Here is an 18,668-nt window from a genome sequence, read left to right on the forward strand (position 1 = left end):
TCCCGATTCTCGGTTCGCGCCCACTATAGCAAGTTCCAACCCCTTGTCGCCAAAGCCTTAGTCTTCAAGGCCCAGCCGGAGGCGTGCCGAAGGCGGGAGCGCGTGGTGGGCCTCGGAATAGAGCACGAAGCTCTGGTAAAGCCGGATGCGCTCAATCTTTTCGCCGATGATGGCAACCGTCGATTTCAGTCTTGGAATGACATTCATTTTCGATCTCCTCTGGAGGCCGTGTCTGTTGCCCGTTTTAATACGGCGGGCGCGGGCCGGGTGCCATCTCCTGTTGGCGAGAGGGGACATCGCGGCTGGGCAAGGGAGATTGCGCCATCGCTGCCTCCATCCGTGGGCAGTGTTTACATTGGACTTGATGGATATGGATTGGCGCGGATACCGCGGTTCCATCGCCTCCCTCCCCCTTGAGGGGAGGGATTGAGGGTGGGGGTATCGGAGCCCGCAGGAAGCGCGGCGTTTCTGGAAAGATCGCTGCACCCCCACCCCGGCCCTCCCCTCAAGGGGGAGTGGGCGCAAGAGGCGAAACTTTTCGTCTCCAAAGTCCAATGCAAACGCGCCCATCCGTGGAAGAGGGACAGAAATGCCCAATGGTCCTTGGCCTAGTGTTCCGCGGGTTTCCCGGCCCAAAGAGGTACGAGGATCGGCAGGAAGATGAGGACCAGGATGATGCGGAAGAGGTGGTGGATACTCACAAAGGCCGCGTCAAGGCCGAGCGCGATGGAAACGAGACTCATTTCCGGCAGCCCGCCGGGCACCAGCGCCATGAGCCCTGTTGCGAACGGTACGTCGAGCCAGGTTTGAAAGCCCAGCGCAAAGAGGGCCGCGACGCCGAGATTGATGATCGTGAGCCCGCCGCCGATAGCCAGTCCGGCCGCGATCTGCCGCCAGCCCGTATCGGAAAAGAATTGGGCGACAGAGGCGCCAATGACGATCTGTGCGATGATCAGCAGGATTTGCGGCGGGCTGACGGTGGTAAGGCCCGTATAGTGGGCGATTGCCGAGAGGATCAGCGGGCCGGTGAGGTGGGCGGCGGGGAGCCGGATGCGGCGCCCGCCATACATCCCGATTACAAGGCAGGCGACGAGGATCGCGAAGTCCAGGAGAGGCATGGTGACGGAAAAATCGATGGAACGATCGACCGTGACCAGCCCGGCCGCGCCGGCCCCAACCGTGGCAACGACAGTGGGCACGACGACGAGGATGACGGCGAGCCGCATCCCGTGAACCAGCGAAAGCGAACGCACATCCGCGCCATAGGCCGGTCCGAGGACGAGAATTTCACTGAGGCCGCCCGGCGCGGCTGAAAAGGCGGCGGTAGGTCGGTCGAGGCGTCCGATTACACGGCACATGAAGATGCCGATGATCGAGATGATGACGCAATAGATCGTGACGCCCGTCAGAGTGAACGCCCACTCCGCCATGCGGTCGAAAATTCCCGGAGTGAACGCCCCGCCCACCATCAGGCCGATGGTGCCGATCATCACCGAGCGCAAGCTCCACGGTGTGGGCACACGGACCCCGACCATTGCACAGGGAATGGTGGCGAGCATGGCGCCGACCAGCCAGCCGAGCGGAAAATTGAAGAGATACCCGACCAGCCCGCCCAGCGAGCCGATGAGGAAAGTCCGGAGATAAAGTATTTGGATTGGCATTGCGTTCGGTTCCGCTCCCGTAACGGAACGCCCATCCATATCAGTGTGGTTCCCTCCAGCCATTGCCCAGCCGCGAAAGGGGGCTCGCGAACGGCGATGGACGGGCTCAACGGGTATCTGGCGCGCCTTTGCCCATCGCTTCGAGCACCTCGTGGACGTCGCCGGTTTGGATCGGCAGATCGCCCAACAGCTGCTGCCACGCGACCGTTGCCAGCGTCATGTGGTTTGGCAGGCCGAGTTCGTCGACCATGCTGGCGGATTCGCGCATTTCGGCGGCGCGGCGGCGGCCGTGGACGGTCATGCGGTCGAAACTGTAGGCGGCGCGCTTGCGCCAGTCTATATCCGGGTCGCTCGCTTCGAGCGAGGCCAGCACGGCCTCTTCGACACCGCCTAGCCGGGCCGCGAGTATAAATTCGGCGAACAGCGCTTCCATGCCCTTGATCATGATCGAACGCGTCAGCTTGATGGCCGAGGCTTGCCCAACCGTATCTCCGGCAATGCGGGGTGACATGCCCAAGCGCTCTAGGCGAGTCTTGACCTCTTCGGCGTCTGGCCCGGCCAGCAGGATGGGGGTCTTTTCACGTTTGGGGTGAACCGGCGCCATCACGGCCATGTCCACATAACGCCCGCCAGCCGCATTTATAGCCCGGGCAGCGCGGGCCTTGGTTTGCGGCGAGCAGGAATTGCCATCGATGAACAATGCACCGGGTGCGATCACCTTTGATGCTTCCGATGCGGCCAAGAAAGCCTGATCGGCAAAGACGAGGCTCACGACAAGATCTGCTGTGCCGAAAGCCGTGGCGTGATCCTTGGCGGCAACGACCCCGTGTTGCCCGCACAGGGCCATCAGGCGGTCGCGCGATCCGGCATCCTCGATCTTGAGGTCGTAGGCCGTGATCGAGGCGACGGGCGCACGGTCCCAGCCCGAGACGAAAGCCGAGGCGGCCTCGCCAAAGCCGAGCAGGCCGATTGCGAGCGCGTCACGCGATGGCGTCATTCTCGATACCCCTGCGGCACCTCAATTGCCCGAAAAGAGTTCCACGATCTCGACCCGCCTGTTCTGGGCGCGTCCGTCTTCGGTGCGGTTGGTGGCGACGGGGGAGACCATGCCGGCCCCGGCAGGCGTCATGCGGGTGGCGGAAATGGAATAGCCCGAGGCAAGCGCATCGACCACCGCCTGTGCCCGGCGCTGGGACAGGGACAGGTTGTATTCGAACGATCCCATGGAATCGGTGTGCCCGACGATCACGACATTGAGGTTGGGGTTATCGACCAGCAACTGGCCCAGTTCATCGATCTGGGGTTTGGACTCGGCCCTCAAATCGGCTGAGTCGAAATCGAAGGTGATGCCATAGACCGCAATCCGGCCGTCGCGAGCAAAGGCCTCCTCGATGGCCGAGGCTTCGACAAAGGTGATGCGGTCGGTTTGCATGGGTTCAGATTCGACAATGGTGACGGCGGTGTGGGCGGTGAGCGGGGTTTCACCGCGCGCCCTGACCTCCACGGTCAACATGCCCACCTGGACGTGGCCCGCGGCGTCGTTGCGCTCGGCCAGCAGGTAGATTGTCGTATCCCAGGTTGTAGGCAGGCCGGTGCCGCCACGGCCATTGTCCCAGAAGGTCGGAATGCCGCCCCCTTCGGTGCATTCGCCATCGCCGCGGCAGAAAAAGACAATCTCGAACCCGGCATTGGTCAGCGCACGCTCGTAATTGCGCATGATCTCGAGGCCTGAACGATCCCCCGGTCCTTCATAACGGATCGAGGTGAGGATACCCGACATGTCCCGGCTCCAGCTCGCGACTTCGTTCTGCGCGCCGCGCGGCATCTGCCGATCGGGCAGGCGCAGCTCCTCATAGGCCTTGGTCTGGTAAAAGGTGATCTTTGAGCCTTCATAGCGACCGACCAGAGGGTGATCGCCGGACCCGGCGACATCCTGAGCTTGGGCGATTGCCGGCGCTGCGAAAAGTGAAAACAGGACCGCAAGAATCCCTAAACGCCTGTTCAGTGTCATCGTCCGCGTCTCCCGATGGCTGATAGTGGTTGCCGATAATAGGCAAGCATTGGCGGGTGACAACCGAATTAAGGCTGGGCAATTGTGTCAAGAGGGGGTGGGCGCTGCAAGGGGCCTACCCGTCCCGAACATCGACCCGGTGGTCGGGGTAAGATCAGGCCATCGTCGGCATCGAGAATTGGGCGCCTTCCTTGAGGCCCGAGGGCCAGCGGGAAGTGATGGTTTTGGTGCGGGTCCAGAACTTGATCGAATCCGTGCCGTGCTGGTTGAGGTCGCCAAAGGCAGAAGCCTTCCAGCCGCCGAAGGAGTGATAGGCCAGCGGCACCGGGACCGGCACGTTGATGCCGACCATTCCGATATTGATGCGCGAGGCGAAATCGCGCGCCGTATCTCCGTCGCGGGTGAAGATGGCGACGCCGTTGCCGTATTGATGCCTGAGGGGCAGCTCCAGCGCCTCTTCATAAGAGCCCGCGCGAACGACCGAAACGACTGGGCCGAAGATTTCTTCGCGATAGATATCCATCTCGGTGGTCACATTGTCGAACAACGTCCCGCCGACGAAATAGCCGTCCTCATAGCCTTGGAGCTTGAAGCCCCGGCCATCGACGACGAGCTTTGCGCCCTGTTCGACGCCCTTGTCGATGAGCGAGAGTACACGCTGCTGCGCGGCCCTGGTCACCAACGGACCCATGTCGGACTGGGCATCGGTATAGGGGCCGATCCTGAGCGCCTCGACCTTGGGCGCGAGCGCGGCGACCAGCCGGTCGGCGGTTTCTGCGCCCACTGGCACGGCGACGGAAACTGCCATGCACCGCTCGCCCGCCGAACCGTAGCCAGCACCCATCAGGGCGTCGGCGGCCTTGTCCATATCGGCATCCGGCATGACGACCATGTGGTTCTTGGCGCCGCCGAATGCCTGCACGCGCTTGCCGTTTGCAGCGGCGGTGGCATAGACGTAGCGGGCGATAGGCGTCGAGCCGACGAAGGAGATCCCCGCAATTTCGTGATGGTGGAGAATGCCATCCACGGCTTCCTTGTCGCCATTGACGACGTTGAGGATGCCTGCGGGCAGTCCGGCTTCTATCATCAACTCGGCCAGCCGCATGGGCACGGACGGCGCGCGTTCGGAAGGCTTTAAAATAAAAGCGTTGCCCGCCGCTATGGCCGGGGCGAACATCCACATGGGGATCATGGCCGGGAAATTGAACGGCGTGATTCCTGCGCCGACGCCGACCGGCTGGCGCATGGAATACATGTCGATCCCGGGGCCGGCACCCTCGGTAAACTCACCCTTCTGTAGATGCGGAATGCCGCACACGAACTCGGCGACCTCCATGCCGCGCACGATATCGCCCTTCGAATCCTCGACTGTTTTGCCGTGTTCGGACGAGAGCAGGACGGCTAGCTCATCCATGTGCTGGTTGATGAGATCGACAAAGCGAAAGAATACCCGCGCCCGGCGCTGCGGGTTGGTGGCGGCCCATTTGGGCTGGGCGGCGAGGGCAGAGGCCACGGCAGCATCGAGCTCGGCCGCGCTGGCCAGCGCGAGGCGGGCACTGACTTCGCCTGTGGCGGGATTGAACACATCGGCGGAGCGGCCCGACTTGCCCTCGACGCGCACGCCGTTGATGAAATGTCCTATGCTCCGCATCGCCTGCCTCCCTCCGTGTTGAATATGCAGGGGAAAGATCGGCTTTAATAATTGAGCAATCAATGCCATAGTTTCGGCATCCGTTGTGCATGAATTATAGCCAGATGAACTGGGACGATATCCGCATATTCCTCGCTATTGGCCGCGCGGGGCAGATCCTCGGTGCGGCGCGTGCATTGGGGCTCAACCACGCCACGGTAGCGCGGCGGCTGACAGCGCTGGAGACGAATTTCGGGGCGCGGCTGTTCGTGCGGCGCACCAATGGCTGCGATCTGACGGCGGAGGGCGAGGCGCTGCTGCCGCGCGCCGAGGCGATGGAAAGTGCCATGCTGGGCGCCGCCGCGGAAATCGGCAAGGCCGACGAAGCGCTTTCGGGTACGGTCAGGATCGGCGCGCCGGACGGGTTCGGCGTGGCGTTCCTCGCGCCGAGGCTCGGGGAGCTGGCGCGGGAGCATCCCGCGCTCAGGCTGCAACTCGTGCCCATCCCGCGCAGTTTTTCGCTCTCGCGCCGCGAGGCCGATATCGCGATCACCGTCGAGCGGCCGACCGAGGGGCGGCTTGTGGCGCGCAAGCTCGTCGATTATCGCGTCGGGCTCTACGCGGCGCGCAGCTATATCGAGCGGGCGGGGGTCCCAGAAAGCCGCGAGGCGCTGGCGGGGCACCGGCTGGTGGGCTATGTCGAGGACCTGATTTTCACGCCTGCGCTGGATTTCAGCGCCGCCTTTTCAAGGGACTGGCAATCGGCGATCGAGGTGTCGAGCGCCATCGGCCAGACCGAGGCGGTGCGCGCCGGAGCGGGCATCGGTATCCTCCACGCCTTCATCGCCAGCCAGTATGACGAACTGGTTCCTGTCCTGCCCGAACTCGGCCTCACGCGCGCCTATTGGCTCGTGCTCCACGAGGACGTTCGGGACATACGGCGCGTGGCGCTTGTCGCCGATTTCATAACCCGGCAGACCGCGACGGCGCGGGCAATCTTCGGCTGAAGGCTACATCGACTCCGGAAAACAAAGATATGGCTCAAGAAACCGCTGGCCGGGAAGGCTGTCGCGGTTGCCCCGGGTAGCGTCGACCATCAGCGCGACGAGGTCCTGGCAGAGGATTTCGAGCGGCGTGCGGATGGCCATCAGGAGATAGCGGTCCGATAGCGCGGCGCGTGACTCGGGAGTAATTTCGTTGACGATCAGAGCCACCTCGCCCGGAGCGCGCACCTCGCGCAGCGCGGCAATGGCACCCTCCATGCCGCCGCCTGCCACATACATTCCCTTGATATCGGGATGGCGTTCGAGGAGGTCGAGCGTCGCCTCGTGGGTCAATTGCCGCGTTTCGAGGTTGACCAGCGTGTCGAGCACCGTGAAGCGGGGCTGGTGTTCGCGGAAATAGCTGCGGAATCCCGTCTCGCGCAATTCGTGGCCATGCCAGCGGTGTCCGCCGACGAAGAGGGCGACCTTGCCGGGCTCGTGGATAGCCATGGCAAGAATGGAGGCCACCAGCCGCCCCATCTTGAGATTGTTGAGGCCGATATAGGCCATTCGCTCGCCCTGGGCATAGTCCGACAACAGGGAAATCGTCGGCACGCCCGCCGCCTTGAGATCGCTCACCGCCGCCGTGGTATATTGATGGTTGGTCGCCACCGCCGCCAGCACGTCGACCCTCGCCCCAAGGTCGCGCATCATGTCGGCTATGTCCTTGGGCGCCTGGGTGGGACAGAATTCGATTGTGGCCTCTGCGCGGACGCCGGGCATCGCGCGCGTGGCCTGCTCCAGTTGCGCCGCCATCGATTGATAAAAGAACTGCCCCTGCTTGGTGAGGACAAAACCCAGCCGCACCGAAGGTGCGTCCGCGGTCATGCGGTGCTCGATGAGGCGTGCGGCATGATAACCGATCTGCGCTGCGGCATCGTAAACCCGCCGCACCGTGTCCGGATGCACATTGCTGCGGTCGTTGAGCACGCGGTCGACTGTGGCGGTGCTGACGCCGGCCTTCCTTGCGAGGTCGGCTATGGTGGGTCGTCGGGCCATCTGCGGCTCGCTGATTGTTTTCCATCACGTTCGTGTATCCTGTACTTCATTCTGATGGAAAAGGAAGTCGGGGTAGTGCGCTCCACGGCTCTCCTTGGCCCCACTCCAAAAGGGGGTAGGCAAAAAGGATAGAACTTTCATCGGGATAAATCACCGCGTTCTGCCGCGTCGGATCGGCAACAGCCTGATGTAGAACCATCAGGGCCACCGGATATTTGCTGATCGAAAATGATGCAAAAAACATCACAGCAATTGACGGGCGATAATCCGGGCGGCCATCATTGGGACGACGGAGGAGTCCGGCGCGGCGCGACCCGGTCGAAGCCCTCAACTATCCCGGAATCAGGGACGGCACCGGCAGCCTGACGCGGCTCGAAAACCGCGTGCTGTCCATCGAGGCCGGATCGGTGCGGGTAGACTGCAAAGAAAGCGGCACGGCCGCGACTCGCACATGGAAAGTGAGAACTGATAAATGACAGTGAGAATTGGCGTCATTGGCACCGGTGCCATTGGTCGTGACCACGCCCGCAGGATAAACCAGGTTTTGGCTGGGGGCAGGATCGTGGCGTTGTCGGACGTCAACGGCGCATCGGCGGAGGCAGTCAAGGCCGATATTGCGCCCGATGCCAGGATTTACGCCACCGGCGAGGAACTGATCGCCGCCAGCGACGTCGATGCGGTTCTCGTCACCTCCTGGGGCACGACCCACGAGCAATACGTGCTGGGCGCAATCGCCGCGGGCAAGCCGTGCTTTTGCGAAAAGCCGTTGGCGACGACGGCAGAAGGAGCCAGGCGCATTGTCGATGCCGAGGTGGCGCATGGCAAACGGCTGGTTCAGGTGGGTTTCATGCGCCGCTATGACGAGGGCTATGTTGCACTCAAAAAGGCAATCGAGACGCAGACCGGCGCACCGATCATGGTCCACGCCGCACACCGCAACCCGACCGTGCCCGAGAGGTACATCACACCGATGGCGGTCCACGATACGCTGATCCATGAGATCGACGTCTTCCGATGGCTGCTCAACGACGATTACGTCTCGGCCCGCGTGCTCTTTCCGCGCAAGGCGGTCCGTTCACACGGCAAGCTGCGCGACCCGCAGGTGGTGGTGCTGGAAACCCGGAACGGCGTGCTGATCGATGTCGAGATCTTCGTCAACTGTCACTACGGCTACGATATCCAGTGCGAGATCGTGGGCGAGGATGGCACCGCGCGCCTGCCTGAGCCGATGGCGGTCCCGATGCGGCTTGGCGCCAAGCTGCAAAACGAAATCCTCTATGACTGGAAGGACCGCTTCATTGGGGCCTATGATGTGGAGCTTCAGGATTTCCTGAAGGCTGCCGCGCAAGGAACCGCCGTCGGCCCGACCTCATGGGACGGCTATGTCGCGGCCATCACTTCGGATGCCTGCGTGAAGGCGCAGGACCTAGCGGGCGACGCCGTCGCAATCGATCTGGCTGAAAGGCCCGGACTGTATGCCTGACGCAAGAACCCTCGATGTGATCACCATCGGCCGGTCGTCGGTCGACCTTTACGGCGCCCAGATTGGCGGACGGCTCGAGGACATGGGTTCGTTCAACAAATATATCGGCGGCTCACCGACCAATATCGCCTGCGGCGCGGCGCGGCTGGGGCTGAAGTCGGGTCTCATCACCAAAGTTGGCGACGAGCATATGGGCCGGTTCATCCGTGAGCAGCTTTTGCGCGAGGGGGTGGATGTCACAGGGATTGCAACCGATCCCCAACGGCTGACGGCGCTGGTCATTCTCGGCATTCGCGACGAGGAGCAGTTCCCGTTGATCTTTTACCGGGAGAACTGCGCGGACATGGCCTTGAGCGAGGACGATATCGCGGAGGAATACATCGCTTCGGCGCGCGCCATTGTCGTGACGGGCACCCATCTCTCGCACCCGCGCACCGAGGCGGCTGTTCTGAAGGCGCTCGCGCTTGCCCGCAGGCACGGCGTGCGTACCGCGCTCGATATCGATTATCGCCCCAACCTCTGGGGGGTAGCCAGGCACGGGGAGGGGGAAAGCCGGTTCGTCGAAAGCGCAAAGGTCACCGCCAAGCTGCAATCGAGCCTGCATTTGTTCGATCTGATCGTGGGTACCGAGGAAGAGTTCCACATCGCAGGCGGATCGACCGATACGGTCGTGGCGTTAAAGGCGGTGCGCGCGGTCTCCAAAGCAACGCTGATCTGCAAGCGCGGAGCGGCGGGTGCGGTGGGGTTCGAGGAGGCAATTCCCGAGAGCCTTGATGACGGCCAGACCGGGCCGGGTTTCCCGATCGAAGTGTTCAACGTGCTGGGCGCGGGGGACGGGTTTTTCGCCGGGCTCCTCAAAGGGTGGCTGGACGATGAGGATTGGCCGACGGCGCTCAAGTATGCCAATGCCTGTGGAGCCTTTGCGGTGTCCCGTCACGGCTGCACGCCGGCCTATCCCTCGCTCGAGGAATTGCAGTTCTTTTTGAAGCGCGGCGTGGTGCGCCCCGATTTGCGCAACGATGCGGAACTCGAACAGATCCACTGGTCGACCAACCGCCACCGCAATCACGGCGGCGACTGGTCCGAGTGCCGGGTGTTCGCCTTCGATCACCGCCTTCAGCTCGAGGAGATGGATGGCTATACGCTCGGGAAGGGCGGGGCGTTCAAGGAGCTATGCCTCAGGGCTGCGCTCGACGTTCAGGACGGGCGGCCCGGTTATGGGATATTGTGCGATCACCGCATCGGCCGCCATGCGCTGCACGCGGCCTCGGGCACGGGGTTGTGGATCGGGCGGCCCTGCGAATGGCCGGGCTCGCGCCCTCTGGCTTTCGAGCCCGAGCTTGGTGCCGATTGCGGCGGTTTGGGCGAATGGGCACGGGAGAACGTCGTCAAGGTCCTGTGCTTCTGCCATCCCGACGACGATGCGGCCATGCGCACCGAGCAGGAGCAAAGCGTCAAGCGTCTGTTCGATGCAGCGCGGCGCAACAGTCTCGAATTCCTTCTGGAAATCATTCCTTCCAAGGTCGCTCCGGTCGATGACGACACCATCGCCACGCTGATCGGCCAGTTCTATGCGGCAGGGATCTATCCCGACTGGTGGAAGCTCGAACCGATGAAGACGGCCGCCGCCTGGCAAAAGGCCTGCGCGGCGATCGAGGCGCGTGACCGCTATACGCGCGGCATCGTTGTCCTCGGGCTCGATGCGCCGGAAGCGGAACTCGCGTCCAGCTTCGAAATTGCAGCCGGGTTCGATCTGGTCAAGGGTTTCGCCGTGGGGCGTACCATCTTCGGCGATGCGGCGCGCGCCTGGATGAAGGGCGAAATGGACGACGCAGCGGCGGTGGCACAGATGGCGGAACGCTATGCCCGCCTGTGCGAGATATGGGACGAGGCGCGAAAAGCAGCTCGGGAGAAAGCAGCATGACTAGGACGATCAGATTGACCGCCGCGCAGGCGATGGTGCGGTGGCTTTCGGTACAGATGACCGATGAAGGCGAACGCTTCATCGAAGGCGTGTGGGCGATCTTCGGGCACGGCAACGTAGCCGGGCTCGGCGAGGCGCTGCACGGGATCGGCGACAAGCTGCCCACATGGCGTGGCCAGAACGAGCAGACGATGGCTCACGCCGCGATCGCCTACGCCAAGACCAAAAAACGCAAGCGGGCACATGCGGTAACCAGTTCCATCGGCCCTGGGGCCACCAATATGGTGACCGCGGCCGCGCTCGCCCATGTCAACCGCATCCCGGTGCTGTTCATCCCCGGCGACGTCTTTGCCAACCGCCGCCCCGACCCGGTGCTTCAGCAGGTCGAGGATTTTGACGACGGCACGGTTTCTGCCAACGACACCTTCAGGCCGGTCGTGCGTTATTTCGACAGGATTTCGCGGCCCGAGCACCTCCTGACCGCTCTGCCGCGTGCGCTTGCCGTGATGACCGATCCGGCAAATGCCGGGCCGGTATGCCTTGCCTTCTGCCAGGACGTGCAGGCGGAAGTCTACGACTATCCGGAAAATTTCTTCGATCCCAAGGTCTGGCGCATCCGCCGCCCCGAGCCCGACCCGCGCGAGGTCGAGGATGTCGCGGCGCTGATCCGGCAAGCAAAGAACCCGATCATCCTTTCGGGCGGCGGGGTGATCTATTCGGAAGCCGAGGAAACCCTCGCGCGCTTTGCCGAGGCGCACAATATCCCCTTCGCGGAAACGCAGGCGGGGAAGGGCGCCAACGGTTGGAACAACCCGTTCAATTTCGGCTCGCCCGGCGTCACCGGGTCGCAGAGTGCCAACGATCTTTGCGAGAAGTCCGATCTCGTGATCGGGGTGGGCACGCGCTTCCAGGACTTTACCACCGGGAGCTGGGCGCTGTTCAAGAACGAGAACCGCACAATCGTTTCGATCAACCTCCACGGCTATGACGCGACCAAGCACGGCGCGGTGCCGTGCGTTGGCGATGCGCGGGTGACGCTCGAAAAGCTCTCGGCGCGTCTCGGCGGGCACAAGGCCCCGGCATTCGATGCGAAATCGCGCACCGATTGGCACGAGGCTGTGAAAAAGGTCACCGCCGCGCCCGATGGCAAGCCGACCAATTACCTGCCCACCGATGCACAGGTGATCGGCGCGGTCCAAAGGGTGGCAACCGAAAAGACCGTCGTGATGTGCGCTGCCGGGACGATGCCGGGCGCGCTCCATGTGCTCTGGCAGGCAGCGCCGGGCGGCTACCACATGGAATACGGCTATTCCTGCATGGGCTATGAGGTGGCCGGGGCCATGGGGATAAAGCTCGCCGTCCCGGAAAAGGAAGTGATCTGCTTTGTTGGGGACGGCTCATACATGATGGCCAATTCCGAACTGGCTACCGCCGTCATGCGCCATGTGCCGTTCACGGTCGTCCTCACCGATAACCGCGGCTATGGCTGCATCAACCGTCTCCAGATCGAGACCGGCGGGGCCGAGTTCAATAACCTCTACAAGGACGCCAATATCGAGGAGCAGCCTCAGATCGATTTCGTGGCCCACGCCGCTTCGATGGGCGCATACGCCGAGAAGGCCGCCGATATCGCCGATCTTGAAGCAAAGATCGTTGCGGCGCGGGGGCGCGACAAACCCACCGTCATTGTCATCGATACCGATGCGGTGCCCGGCACAGGGGCGGGCGGGCATTGGTGGGACGTCGCTGTGCCGCAGGCCGGAGGTCCCGAACGCCTCGAGCAGGCGCGCCAACGTTACAACCGGAACATCACGCAGCAGCGCGCATTCGATTAGGACAGCACTATGATCTTGTACGGCACCAACCCAATCGCCTGGTCCAACGATGACGACTGGTCCATTGGCGACCACCTCTCGCTCGAAGACTGTCTTTCGGACTGCCAGAGGATCGGCTTCGATGGCATCGAGAAGGGGCATAAGATGCCCGACGATGGCAATGCGCTCAAGGCCAAGCTGGGCGAATTCGGCCTGCACTTTGCCGCGGGATGGTTTTCCACCAATCTGCTGGTCAACGACATCGAGACCGAAAAGAAGGCGCTCAAAGCCTGGATCGATTTCACCAAGGCCGCGGGCGGCGATCACATCAACGCCTGCGAATGCTCCAACACCGTGCACGGCAATGACAAGGTGGCGGTCAACGACCGTCCGATCATGAATGACGAACAGTGGGAGCGGTTCTCCAGGGGCTATGAGGAGCTTTCGCGCTTCGCGGCCGACGAGGGCGTCCGGATGGGCTACCATCACCATATGGGTACCATCATCGAAAGCCCCGAGGACATCGACCGCTTCATGGAAATGGCCGGACCCCACACCCGCCTGCTGCTCGATACGGGCCATGCCTTGTTCGGCGGCGGCGATCCGGTGGAACTGGCACGCAAATATATGGACCGTGTGACCCATATCCATTGCAAGAACATCCGGCCCGAGATCATGCGGCAGGTGCGCGAGGAGGGATTGAGCTTCCTCGAGGGCGTGCGGCGGGGCGCGTTCACCGTGCCGGGCGACGCTGAAGGCTGCATCGATTTCGAGCCCGTGCTGCGGATTGCAGCCGAACACGATTATTCCGGTTGGGTGGTCATCGAGGCGGAGCAGGACAGCGCGGTGCGGGAGCCGTTTCATTACCAGAAGATGGGCCTTGAGACGCTCAAGGAGATCGCCGCGCGTATCGGGCTTGGAGGCGGGCAATGACCAACCTCCTGCGCAAGCCCTTCGGCACGCATGGCAAGGTGCACGAGATCACCCCGCAATCGGCGGGCTGGCGCTATGTCGGTTTCTCGCTCTACCACCTGCGAGCAGGGGAGAAGGTAGCCGAGGCGACCGGGGACAACGAGGTGATCCTCGTAATGATCGAGGGCAAGGCCGCTATAAACGGCGCGGGGCAGGAATGGGGCGTGCTCGGGGAGCGCATGAATGTCTTCGAGAAAACGCCGCCCCACTGTCTCTACCTGCCCAATGGCACCGAATGGGAAGCGCGGGCCGAGACCGATTGCACCGTCGCGGTCTGCTCGGCGCCCGGCAAGGGTGGCCACGCCGCGCGCCGCATCGGGCCGGACGGCATCACGCTGACCGAGCGCGGCAAGGACACCAACACCCGTTATATCAACAATATCGCGATGGAAAACGAGGATTATTGCGACAGCCTTCTGGTGACCGAGGTATTCACGCCGGCAGGGCACTGGTCGAGCTACCCGTCTCATCGCCACGACGAGGACGATTACCCGCGCATCACCTATCTCGAAGAGACCTACTACCACCGGCTCAACCCGGCCAACGGGTTTGGCATCCAGCGGGTCTACACCGACGATTCCCTCCTCGATGAAACGATGGCAGTCGCCGATGGCGACGTGGTTCTCGTCCCCCGCGGCCACCATCCCTGCGGCGCGCCCTATGGCTTCGAGATGTACTATCTCAACGTCATGGCCGGACCCTTGCGCAAATGGCGCTTCGTCCCGGCGCCGGAGGTCGCGTGGATTCTGGAACGGGACAAATAGAGCGGTTCGCGATTTCGCCGGGAACCGCTTCCACCTCCATTGACTACTCCTGAAGAAAGAATCCGCCAGGCTTCCGGCCCCGGTTGACTCCATCCTTCAACCCGTGTGATAAATTTAAAACGTTTGCAGGATCGAAAAAGGAAAATTGCAAACGTTTTAAACGAGGGGCGACAGAATTTCCATGCGGGCGCGCACGCTCAAGGAATTGGCAGAGAAGCTCGGTGTCTCGGTGACAACGGTCAGCCGGGCGCTGGCTGGCCATGAGCAGATTGCGCTCAAGACCCGGCAGCGGGTGGCCGAGGCTGCGCGTGAGGCGGGGTATGTGCCCAATATCGCCGGAAGACAGCTCGTTTCGGGACGCTCGAACTTCGTGGGCTTCGTGCTTCCGATCCGCGGGCCCAACTTCATGGACTCCTATCTCGGCGAATTCATCACAGGGCTCGGCGAAGGGCTGGTCCACCATGGGATCGACCTTATCCTCGCAACCGTGCAGCCCGGCCAATCCGAACTCGAGGTGTTGCGCCATCTCGTTGAGTCGGGCCGCGCCGACGGCGTGGTCGTCCCGCGTATCGCGGCACACGACGAGCGTGTTCAATATCTCGCCGAACGTGATTTTCCCTTCGTTGCGCACGGGCGGGTCGAAAACGAGGACTTCGCCTATAGCTGGCTCGATGCCGACGGCTATGCCGCGTTCGAGCAGGCGTTCGATCTTCTCTATGATCTCGGACACCGTCATTTCGGCATTGTCTCGATTGCAGAGAACATGACTTTCCGCAACCTGCGCGAGCAGGGGTTCAGGAAGGCGATGACGCGGCGCCGGGACCCCGATTTGCGGCTCGACATCGAACGCGCGCCGCGCTTTGACCGCGGGGCGATGGTCTCGGCCATTGGCAGGATGCTCGATGCACCCGAGCGGCCCACAGCAATCATCGGGCTGTTCGACGAGATCGCGCTCACCGTCATGGACGAGGCGCGGCGGCGCCACATCTCGATCCCGCGCGATCTCTCGGTGGTCGGCTTCGACAACATCGCCGCATCGGCCTATGCGCCGCCGGGGCTGACGACATTCGAGGTCGAGACCCGCTCCATGGCGCGCGCAATTGCCAACATCCTCGTACGCCGGATTGACGGCGCCCCCCCTGGCGAAGGCAACAGGCTGATAGAGCCGAGGCTCGTGGAGCGGGCGAGCCACGGACCGGGCCCGAAACGGGGCCTGTAACGATCAACAAAACAATACCCATCGATGCAAGGGAGGTTCAAAAAGCACGATGAAAGCTTCAGCAAGATATCTCATATCGACGGCCTTCGGCCTGTCATTGACCCTCGGCGTGACAGCCGGCGCCGGTGCGCAGGTGCTGTTCTGGTCCAACCAGGCCGCGCCGATCGAGGAAACCCAGGCGATGCGCGAGCAGGTGCTGGCCGGATTCGACGGGCAGGTGGACTTCCAGACCCAGGAGCCCGGCCCCTTCCTTACCCGCCTCGACGCGGAGCTGGAAGCTGGCAGCGGTGCTATCGGAGTCGTTGGCGCCCTGCACGGGGAGCTGTCGAACTACACCGAGAGCTGGATGGATCTTTCCGGTCTCGATCTGGGCGTGACGGTTGGCCCCGCCCTGCTCGAACTCGGCCGTCTCGGCACGGACGAGCTCAAATACCTGCCCTGGATGCAGGCCAGCTACGTCATGGCCGCCAACGTGCAGGCACTTGAATATCTGCCCGAAGGTTACGACCTCGACGCGCTGACTTACGACCAGCTCGTCGAGTGGATGGAAATCCTCGCCACCGAAACCGGTTCGCCTAAATTCGGCTTCCCCGCCGGACCGCAGGGCCTCAAGCACCGCTTCTTCCAGGGCTTCCTGCTTCCATCCTATGCCGGATCGACGGTGACGAAGTTTCGGTCCGCCGAGGCCGTTGCCGGCTGGGAGATGTTCCGCGAGCTCTGGCAGCACACCAACCCGGCATCGACCAATTATGGCTTCATGCAGGAACCTTTACTTTCGGGCGATGTATGGGTGGCGTTCGATCACGTCGCGCGGCTGGGTGACGCGTTCAACCAGCGCCCGGACGATTTTTTAGCCTTCCCGGCCCCTGCCGGGCCGATGGGGCGCGGCTTCATGCCGGTGCTGGCAGGTATTGCCATTCCGCAGGGCGCGCCGAATCCGGAAGAATCCCAGGCCCTTGCCATCTACATGATGCAGCCTGAAACCCAGGTGGCAACGCTGCGGGCGACCAACTTCTTCCCCACCATCGACATCGATCTGCCCGACGATCTGCCGAACTCGGCACAGGCGCTCGGAGCCGCGATCACCACGATGACGGGAAGCGACGATGCCCTTCCCGCGCTGTTGCCGATCGGGCTGGGCGATCTGGGCGGGCAGTTCAACCAGGTCTATGTTGACGCCTTCGAGCGCATCATCCTCGCCAATCAGGATATCGCTCAGGTCCTCGACGACCAGGCGAATGCCCTGCGCGATGTCATCGACCGTGCCGGCGCGCCCTGCTGGGCGCCGGACGCGCCCTCGGAAGGGCCTTGCCCGATCGAATAATCCGCGTCCGTCATGGGTGACACCTCCTCCTGTCGCCCATGATCCTCCTGCCGCCCGGACGCTTTCCTCAAGGGTGTCCGGGCGGAGCATCCAACGTCGGCCGGGAATGCCCCCATGACCAACAAGGCCCTGCCATATCTGCTGTTGACCCCGGCAATCCTGTTTTTGCTGGTGTTCTTCCTCTACCCGTTCGTGCAGATCGCGGTTCTCGCGTTCGCCGGGCCGGAGGGGTTCACGCTTTCCCATTTCCAGCGCATGACATCGCACTGGAAGTTTGGCACCGCGCTCGCCAACACGCTCATCCTGACGGCGATCATCGTCCCCGTGCAACTGGCCCTGGCGCTCTCGATGGCCTCCATCGTCACCCGGCTCAAGACCGGGCGAAGCACCATTCTCTATATCTTCGCCATTCCGCTCGGCCTTTCCGATCTGGCCGCCGGGATCATCTGGCTGGCAATCTTCGAGCAATCGGGCTTTCTCAATTCGCTTCTGGTCGGGCTCGGTCTCGTCGAGCGTCCCGTGCTGTTCCTGGGCTATCAGAACATCGGCTGGATATTCGCCGCCGTCATCATCGCCGAAATCTGGCGCGCCACGGCCATCATGATGGTCATCCTCGTTTCGGGCATGGGCATCATTCCCAAGGAATATTATGAGGCCGCAGAAGTGTTCGGCGCCTCGCGCTGGCAGCGGTTCAGGAAGGTCACGCTGCCCATGCTGCGCCCCAGCCTTCAAACCGCGCTCATCCTGCGCACCATCGCTGCCTTCGAGGTTTTCGCGGTCGTCGTCGCGCTTGGCGGCACGACGCTGCCGGTCCTGATGGGCGAGACCTATCAGTGGCAATTTTCGCTGCGCGACCGTTCGGTTGCAGCGTCCTATGCGCTCGTTATCCTCGCTATATCGATTGCCGCCACGCTCGTCTTCCTGCGCTTGTTGCGCGTGCCCAAGGAGGCCAAGATATGAGTTCGGCTCCCGTCGCTGCAAATATCGAAGACAGGCCGCGCCCGGTGGGCGATGCGGGCAGGGCAGGGCAATTCGTTTTCGTTGCTGCCATCATCCTGCTCTGCGCCTGGATCCTCGTGCCGCTCTACCTGCTGTTCGTCAATACGCTCTCCTCGCCGGCCGAGGTCACCGGCTTCCCCAAGTCGGGGCTGCCCAGCTTTTCCATGGGGTCGGTGCAGTTCTTCCTTTCCTTTTCGGGTGTCGGGCAGGCCCTGTGGAACTCGCTGCTTGTCGCAGTCCTGACCATGGTGTTCTCGATCCTGCTCGGCGCACCGGCCGGCTATGCCCTTTCGCGGTTCGAATTCCCGGGCAAGGAAATCTTCCGCCTGCTGGTTGTGATGACCCGCGCCTTCCCCCTGCCGCTGCTCGCCCTGCCGCTGGCGGTGATGTTCATCCGTACCGGGCTCGACGATACGGCGCTCGGGCTGGCATTGGTCCATACCGTACTGGCCTTGCCCTTTGCCGTGCTCATCACCTTCTCGCTTTTTGCGGGTATACCGGTGGAGCTCGAGGAAGCGGCATGGACGCTGGGCTGCAACCGGTTGCAGGCCTTCATCAAGGTCATTCTTCCGCTCGTCCTGCCCGGCATCGTCGCATCGGCGGTCTTTGCGTTCACGATCTCCTGGAACGAGGTGTTCGCGGCCTCTGTGCTCACCATCGAGAACCGGACACTGACCGCGTTCCTGGTGCAGAACCTCAACGTTTCCCCGCTTCATCTCAAATTTGCCGGAGGCACCGCGCTTGTCCTGCCTGCACTCATCTTCATCTTCGCCGTTCGCAAATACCTGTTTGCGATGTGGGGCATCGCTAACCGATAGGAGCTGC

16 protein-coding genes are annotated in these 18,668 nt (G+C 62.8%); 10 read left to right on the forward strand and 6 right to left on the reverse strand.

The window, feature by feature from the left end:
• Positions 1 to 57 precede the first annotated feature (57 nt).
• From I2G20_RS10415 to I2G20_RS10435, 5 genes are all read right to left on the reverse strand, one after another.
• The gene (locus tag I2G20_RS10415; RefSeq protein ID WP_196259635.1) at positions 58 to 207 is read right to left on the reverse strand and encodes a hypothetical protein; all 150 of its coding nucleotides are present in this window, start codon (positions 205 to 207) and stop codon (positions 58 to 60) included.
• Between the two features lie 401 nt (positions 208 to 608).
• Positions 609 to 1,661, reverse strand: a complete 1,053-nt coding sequence (locus I2G20_RS10420) for an AbrB family transcriptional regulator (protein ID WP_196259636.1) — start codon at positions 1,659 to 1,661, stop codon at positions 609 to 611.
• A gap of 106 nt (positions 1,662 to 1,767) precedes the next feature.
• Positions 1,768 to 2,658, reverse strand: a complete 891-nt coding sequence (locus tag I2G20_RS10425) for an NAD(P)-dependent oxidoreductase (protein WP_196259637.1) — start codon at positions 2,656 to 2,658, stop codon at positions 1,768 to 1,770.
• A 21-nt stretch (positions 2,659 to 2,679) separates the two neighbouring features.
• On the reverse strand, positions 2,680 to 3,672 hold the full coding sequence (locus I2G20_RS10430) for an OmpA family protein (RefSeq protein WP_196259638.1): 993 nt from the start codon (positions 3,670 to 3,672) through the stop codon (positions 2,680 to 2,682).
• 154 nt (positions 3,673 to 3,826) lie between these two features.
• Positions 3,827 to 5,323, reverse strand: coding sequence for a CoA-acylating methylmalonate-semialdehyde dehydrogenase (locus I2G20_RS10435; RefSeq protein ID WP_196259639.1), 1,497 nt, complete (start codon positions 5,321 to 5,323; stop codon positions 3,827 to 3,829).
• 104 nt (positions 5,324 to 5,427) lie between these two features.
• On the opposite strand from I2G20_RS10435, the gene I2G20_RS10440 reads away from it, so the two are divergent.
• Positions 5,428 to 6,309, forward strand: a complete 882-nt coding sequence (locus I2G20_RS10440; RefSeq protein ID WP_196259739.1) for a LysR family transcriptional regulator — start codon at positions 5,428 to 5,430, stop codon at positions 6,307 to 6,309.
• Between the two features lie 3 nt (positions 6,310 to 6,312).
• Here the strand turns inward: I2G20_RS10440 and I2G20_RS10445 are convergent, their stop codons facing one another.
• Complete coding sequence (locus I2G20_RS10445) at positions 6,313 to 7,344, reverse strand: LacI family DNA-binding transcriptional regulator (protein ID WP_196259640.1); 1,032 nt, start codon at positions 7,342 to 7,344, stop codon at positions 6,313 to 6,315.
• 472 nt (positions 7,345 to 7,816) lie between these two features.
• Here I2G20_RS10445 and I2G20_RS10450 point away from each other — a divergent pair, with 472 nt between their 5' ends.
• From I2G20_RS10450 to I2G20_RS10490, 9 genes are all read left to right on the forward strand, one after another.
• Positions 7,817 to 8,827 (forward strand): Gfo/Idh/MocA family protein, encoded by a 1,011-nt coding sequence (locus tag I2G20_RS10450; protein WP_196259641.1) that lies wholly within the window; start codon positions 7,817 to 7,819, stop codon positions 8,825 to 8,827.
• Positions 8,820 to 10,751 carry a bifunctional 5-dehydro-2-deoxygluconokinase/5-dehydro-2-deoxyphosphogluconate aldolase gene (locus tag I2G20_RS10455; protein ID WP_196259642.1) on the forward strand — a complete coding sequence of 644 codons (1,932 nt, stop codon included), beginning with the start codon at positions 8,820 to 8,822 and terminating at the stop codon, positions 10,749 to 10,751. Before I2G20_RS10450 ends, I2G20_RS10455 begins: the two co-directional genes overlap by 8 nt.
• Positions 10,748 to 12,586 (forward strand): 3D-(3,5/4)-trihydroxycyclohexane-1,2-dione acylhydrolase (decyclizing), encoded by a 1,839-nt coding sequence (gene iolD, locus I2G20_RS10460; RefSeq protein ID WP_196259643.1) that lies wholly within the window; start codon positions 10,748 to 10,750, stop codon positions 12,584 to 12,586. The genes I2G20_RS10455 and iolD overlap by 4 nt, the downstream gene beginning before the upstream one ends.
• Before the next feature lie 9 nt (positions 12,587 to 12,595).
• Positions 12,596 to 13,498: a myo-inosose-2 dehydratase gene (gene iolE / locus I2G20_RS10465; RefSeq protein WP_196259644.1), complete on the forward strand. Its 903-nt coding sequence runs from the start codon at positions 12,596 to 12,598 to the stop codon at positions 13,496 to 13,498.
• On the forward strand, positions 13,495 to 14,301 hold the full coding sequence (gene iolB / locus I2G20_RS10470; RefSeq protein WP_196259645.1) for a 5-deoxy-glucuronate isomerase: 807 nt from the start codon (positions 13,495 to 13,497) through the stop codon (positions 14,299 to 14,301). Before iolE ends, iolB begins: the two co-directional genes overlap by 4 nt.
• 181 nt (positions 14,302 to 14,482) lie before the next feature.
• Positions 14,483 to 15,520, forward strand: coding sequence for a LacI family DNA-binding transcriptional regulator (locus tag I2G20_RS10475; protein WP_196259646.1), 1,038 nt, complete (start codon positions 14,483 to 14,485; stop codon positions 15,518 to 15,520).
• Between the two features lie 49 nt (positions 15,521 to 15,569).
• Complete coding sequence (locus I2G20_RS10480) at positions 15,570 to 16,844, forward strand: ABC transporter substrate-binding protein (RefSeq protein ID WP_196259647.1); 1,275 nt, start codon at positions 15,570 to 15,572, stop codon at positions 16,842 to 16,844.
• 114 nt (positions 16,845 to 16,958) lie between these two features.
• The gene (locus I2G20_RS10485; protein WP_196259648.1) at positions 16,959 to 17,804 is read left to right on the forward strand and encodes a carbohydrate ABC transporter permease; all 846 of its coding nucleotides are present in this window, start codon (positions 16,959 to 16,961) and stop codon (positions 17,802 to 17,804) included.
• A complete protein-coding gene (locus I2G20_RS10490; protein ID WP_207747600.1) occupies positions 17,801 to 18,661 on the forward strand; it encodes a carbohydrate ABC transporter permease in 861 nt (286 codons plus the stop codon). The genes I2G20_RS10485 and I2G20_RS10490 overlap by 4 nt, the downstream gene beginning before the upstream one ends.
• Positions 18,662 to 18,668 lie beyond the last annotated feature (7 nt).

Origin of the sequence: Pelagibacterium limicola, from assembly GCF_015694405.1 — a bacterium.
Taxonomy (GTDB): Bacteria; Pseudomonadota; Alphaproteobacteria; order Rhizobiales; family Devosiaceae; genus Pelagibacterium; species Pelagibacterium limicola.

Excerpts from the sequence above, each read along its gene's own strand:
- I2G20_RS10415 (WP_196259635.1), bottom strand. The coding sequence starts at position 207 with ATGAATGTCATTCCAAGACTGAAATCGACGGTTGCCATCATCGGCGAA.
- I2G20_RS10420 (WP_196259636.1), bottom strand. The coding sequence starts at position 1,661 with ATGCCAATCCAAATACTTTATCTCCGGACTTTCCTCATCGGCTCGCTG.
- I2G20_RS10425 (WP_196259637.1), bottom strand. The coding sequence starts at position 2,658 with ATGACGCCATCGCGTGACGCGCTCGCAATCGGCCTGCTCGGCTTTGGC.
- I2G20_RS10430 (WP_196259638.1), bottom strand. The coding sequence starts at position 3,672 with ATGACACTGAACAGGCGTTTAGGGATTCTTGCGGTCCTGTTTTCACTT.
- I2G20_RS10435 (WP_196259639.1), bottom strand. The coding sequence starts at position 5,323 with ATGCGGAGCATAGGACATTTCATCAACGGCGTGCGCGTCGAGGGCAAG.
- I2G20_RS10440 (WP_196259739.1), top strand. The coding sequence starts at position 5,428 with ATGAACTGGGACGATATCCGCATATTCCTCGCTATTGGCCGCGCGGGG.
- I2G20_RS10445 (WP_196259640.1), bottom strand. The coding sequence starts at position 7,344 with ATGGCCCGACGACCCACCATAGCCGACCTCGCAAGGAAGGCCGGCGTC.
- I2G20_RS10450 (WP_196259641.1), top strand. The coding sequence starts at position 7,817 with ATGACAGTGAGAATTGGCGTCATTGGCACCGGTGCCATTGGTCGTGAC.
- I2G20_RS10455 (WP_196259642.1), top strand. The coding sequence starts at position 8,820 with ATGCCTGACGCAAGAACCCTCGATGTGATCACCATCGGCCGGTCGTCG.
- iolD (WP_196259643.1), top strand. The coding sequence starts at position 10,748 with ATGACTAGGACGATCAGATTGACCGCCGCGCAGGCGATGGTGCGGTGG.
- iolE (WP_196259644.1), top strand. The coding sequence starts at position 12,596 with ATGATCTTGTACGGCACCAACCCAATCGCCTGGTCCAACGATGACGAC.
- iolB (WP_196259645.1), top strand. The coding sequence starts at position 13,495 with ATGACCAACCTCCTGCGCAAGCCCTTCGGCACGCATGGCAAGGTGCAC.
- I2G20_RS10475 (WP_196259646.1), top strand. The coding sequence starts at position 14,483 with ATGCGGGCGCGCACGCTCAAGGAATTGGCAGAGAAGCTCGGTGTCTCG.
- I2G20_RS10480 (WP_196259647.1), top strand. The coding sequence starts at position 15,570 with ATGAAAGCTTCAGCAAGATATCTCATATCGACGGCCTTCGGCCTGTCA.
- I2G20_RS10485 (WP_196259648.1), top strand. The coding sequence starts at position 16,959 with ATGACCAACAAGGCCCTGCCATATCTGCTGTTGACCCCGGCAATCCTG.
- I2G20_RS10490 (WP_207747600.1), top strand. The coding sequence starts at position 17,801 with ATGAGTTCGGCTCCCGTCGCTGCAAATATCGAAGACAGGCCGCGCCCG.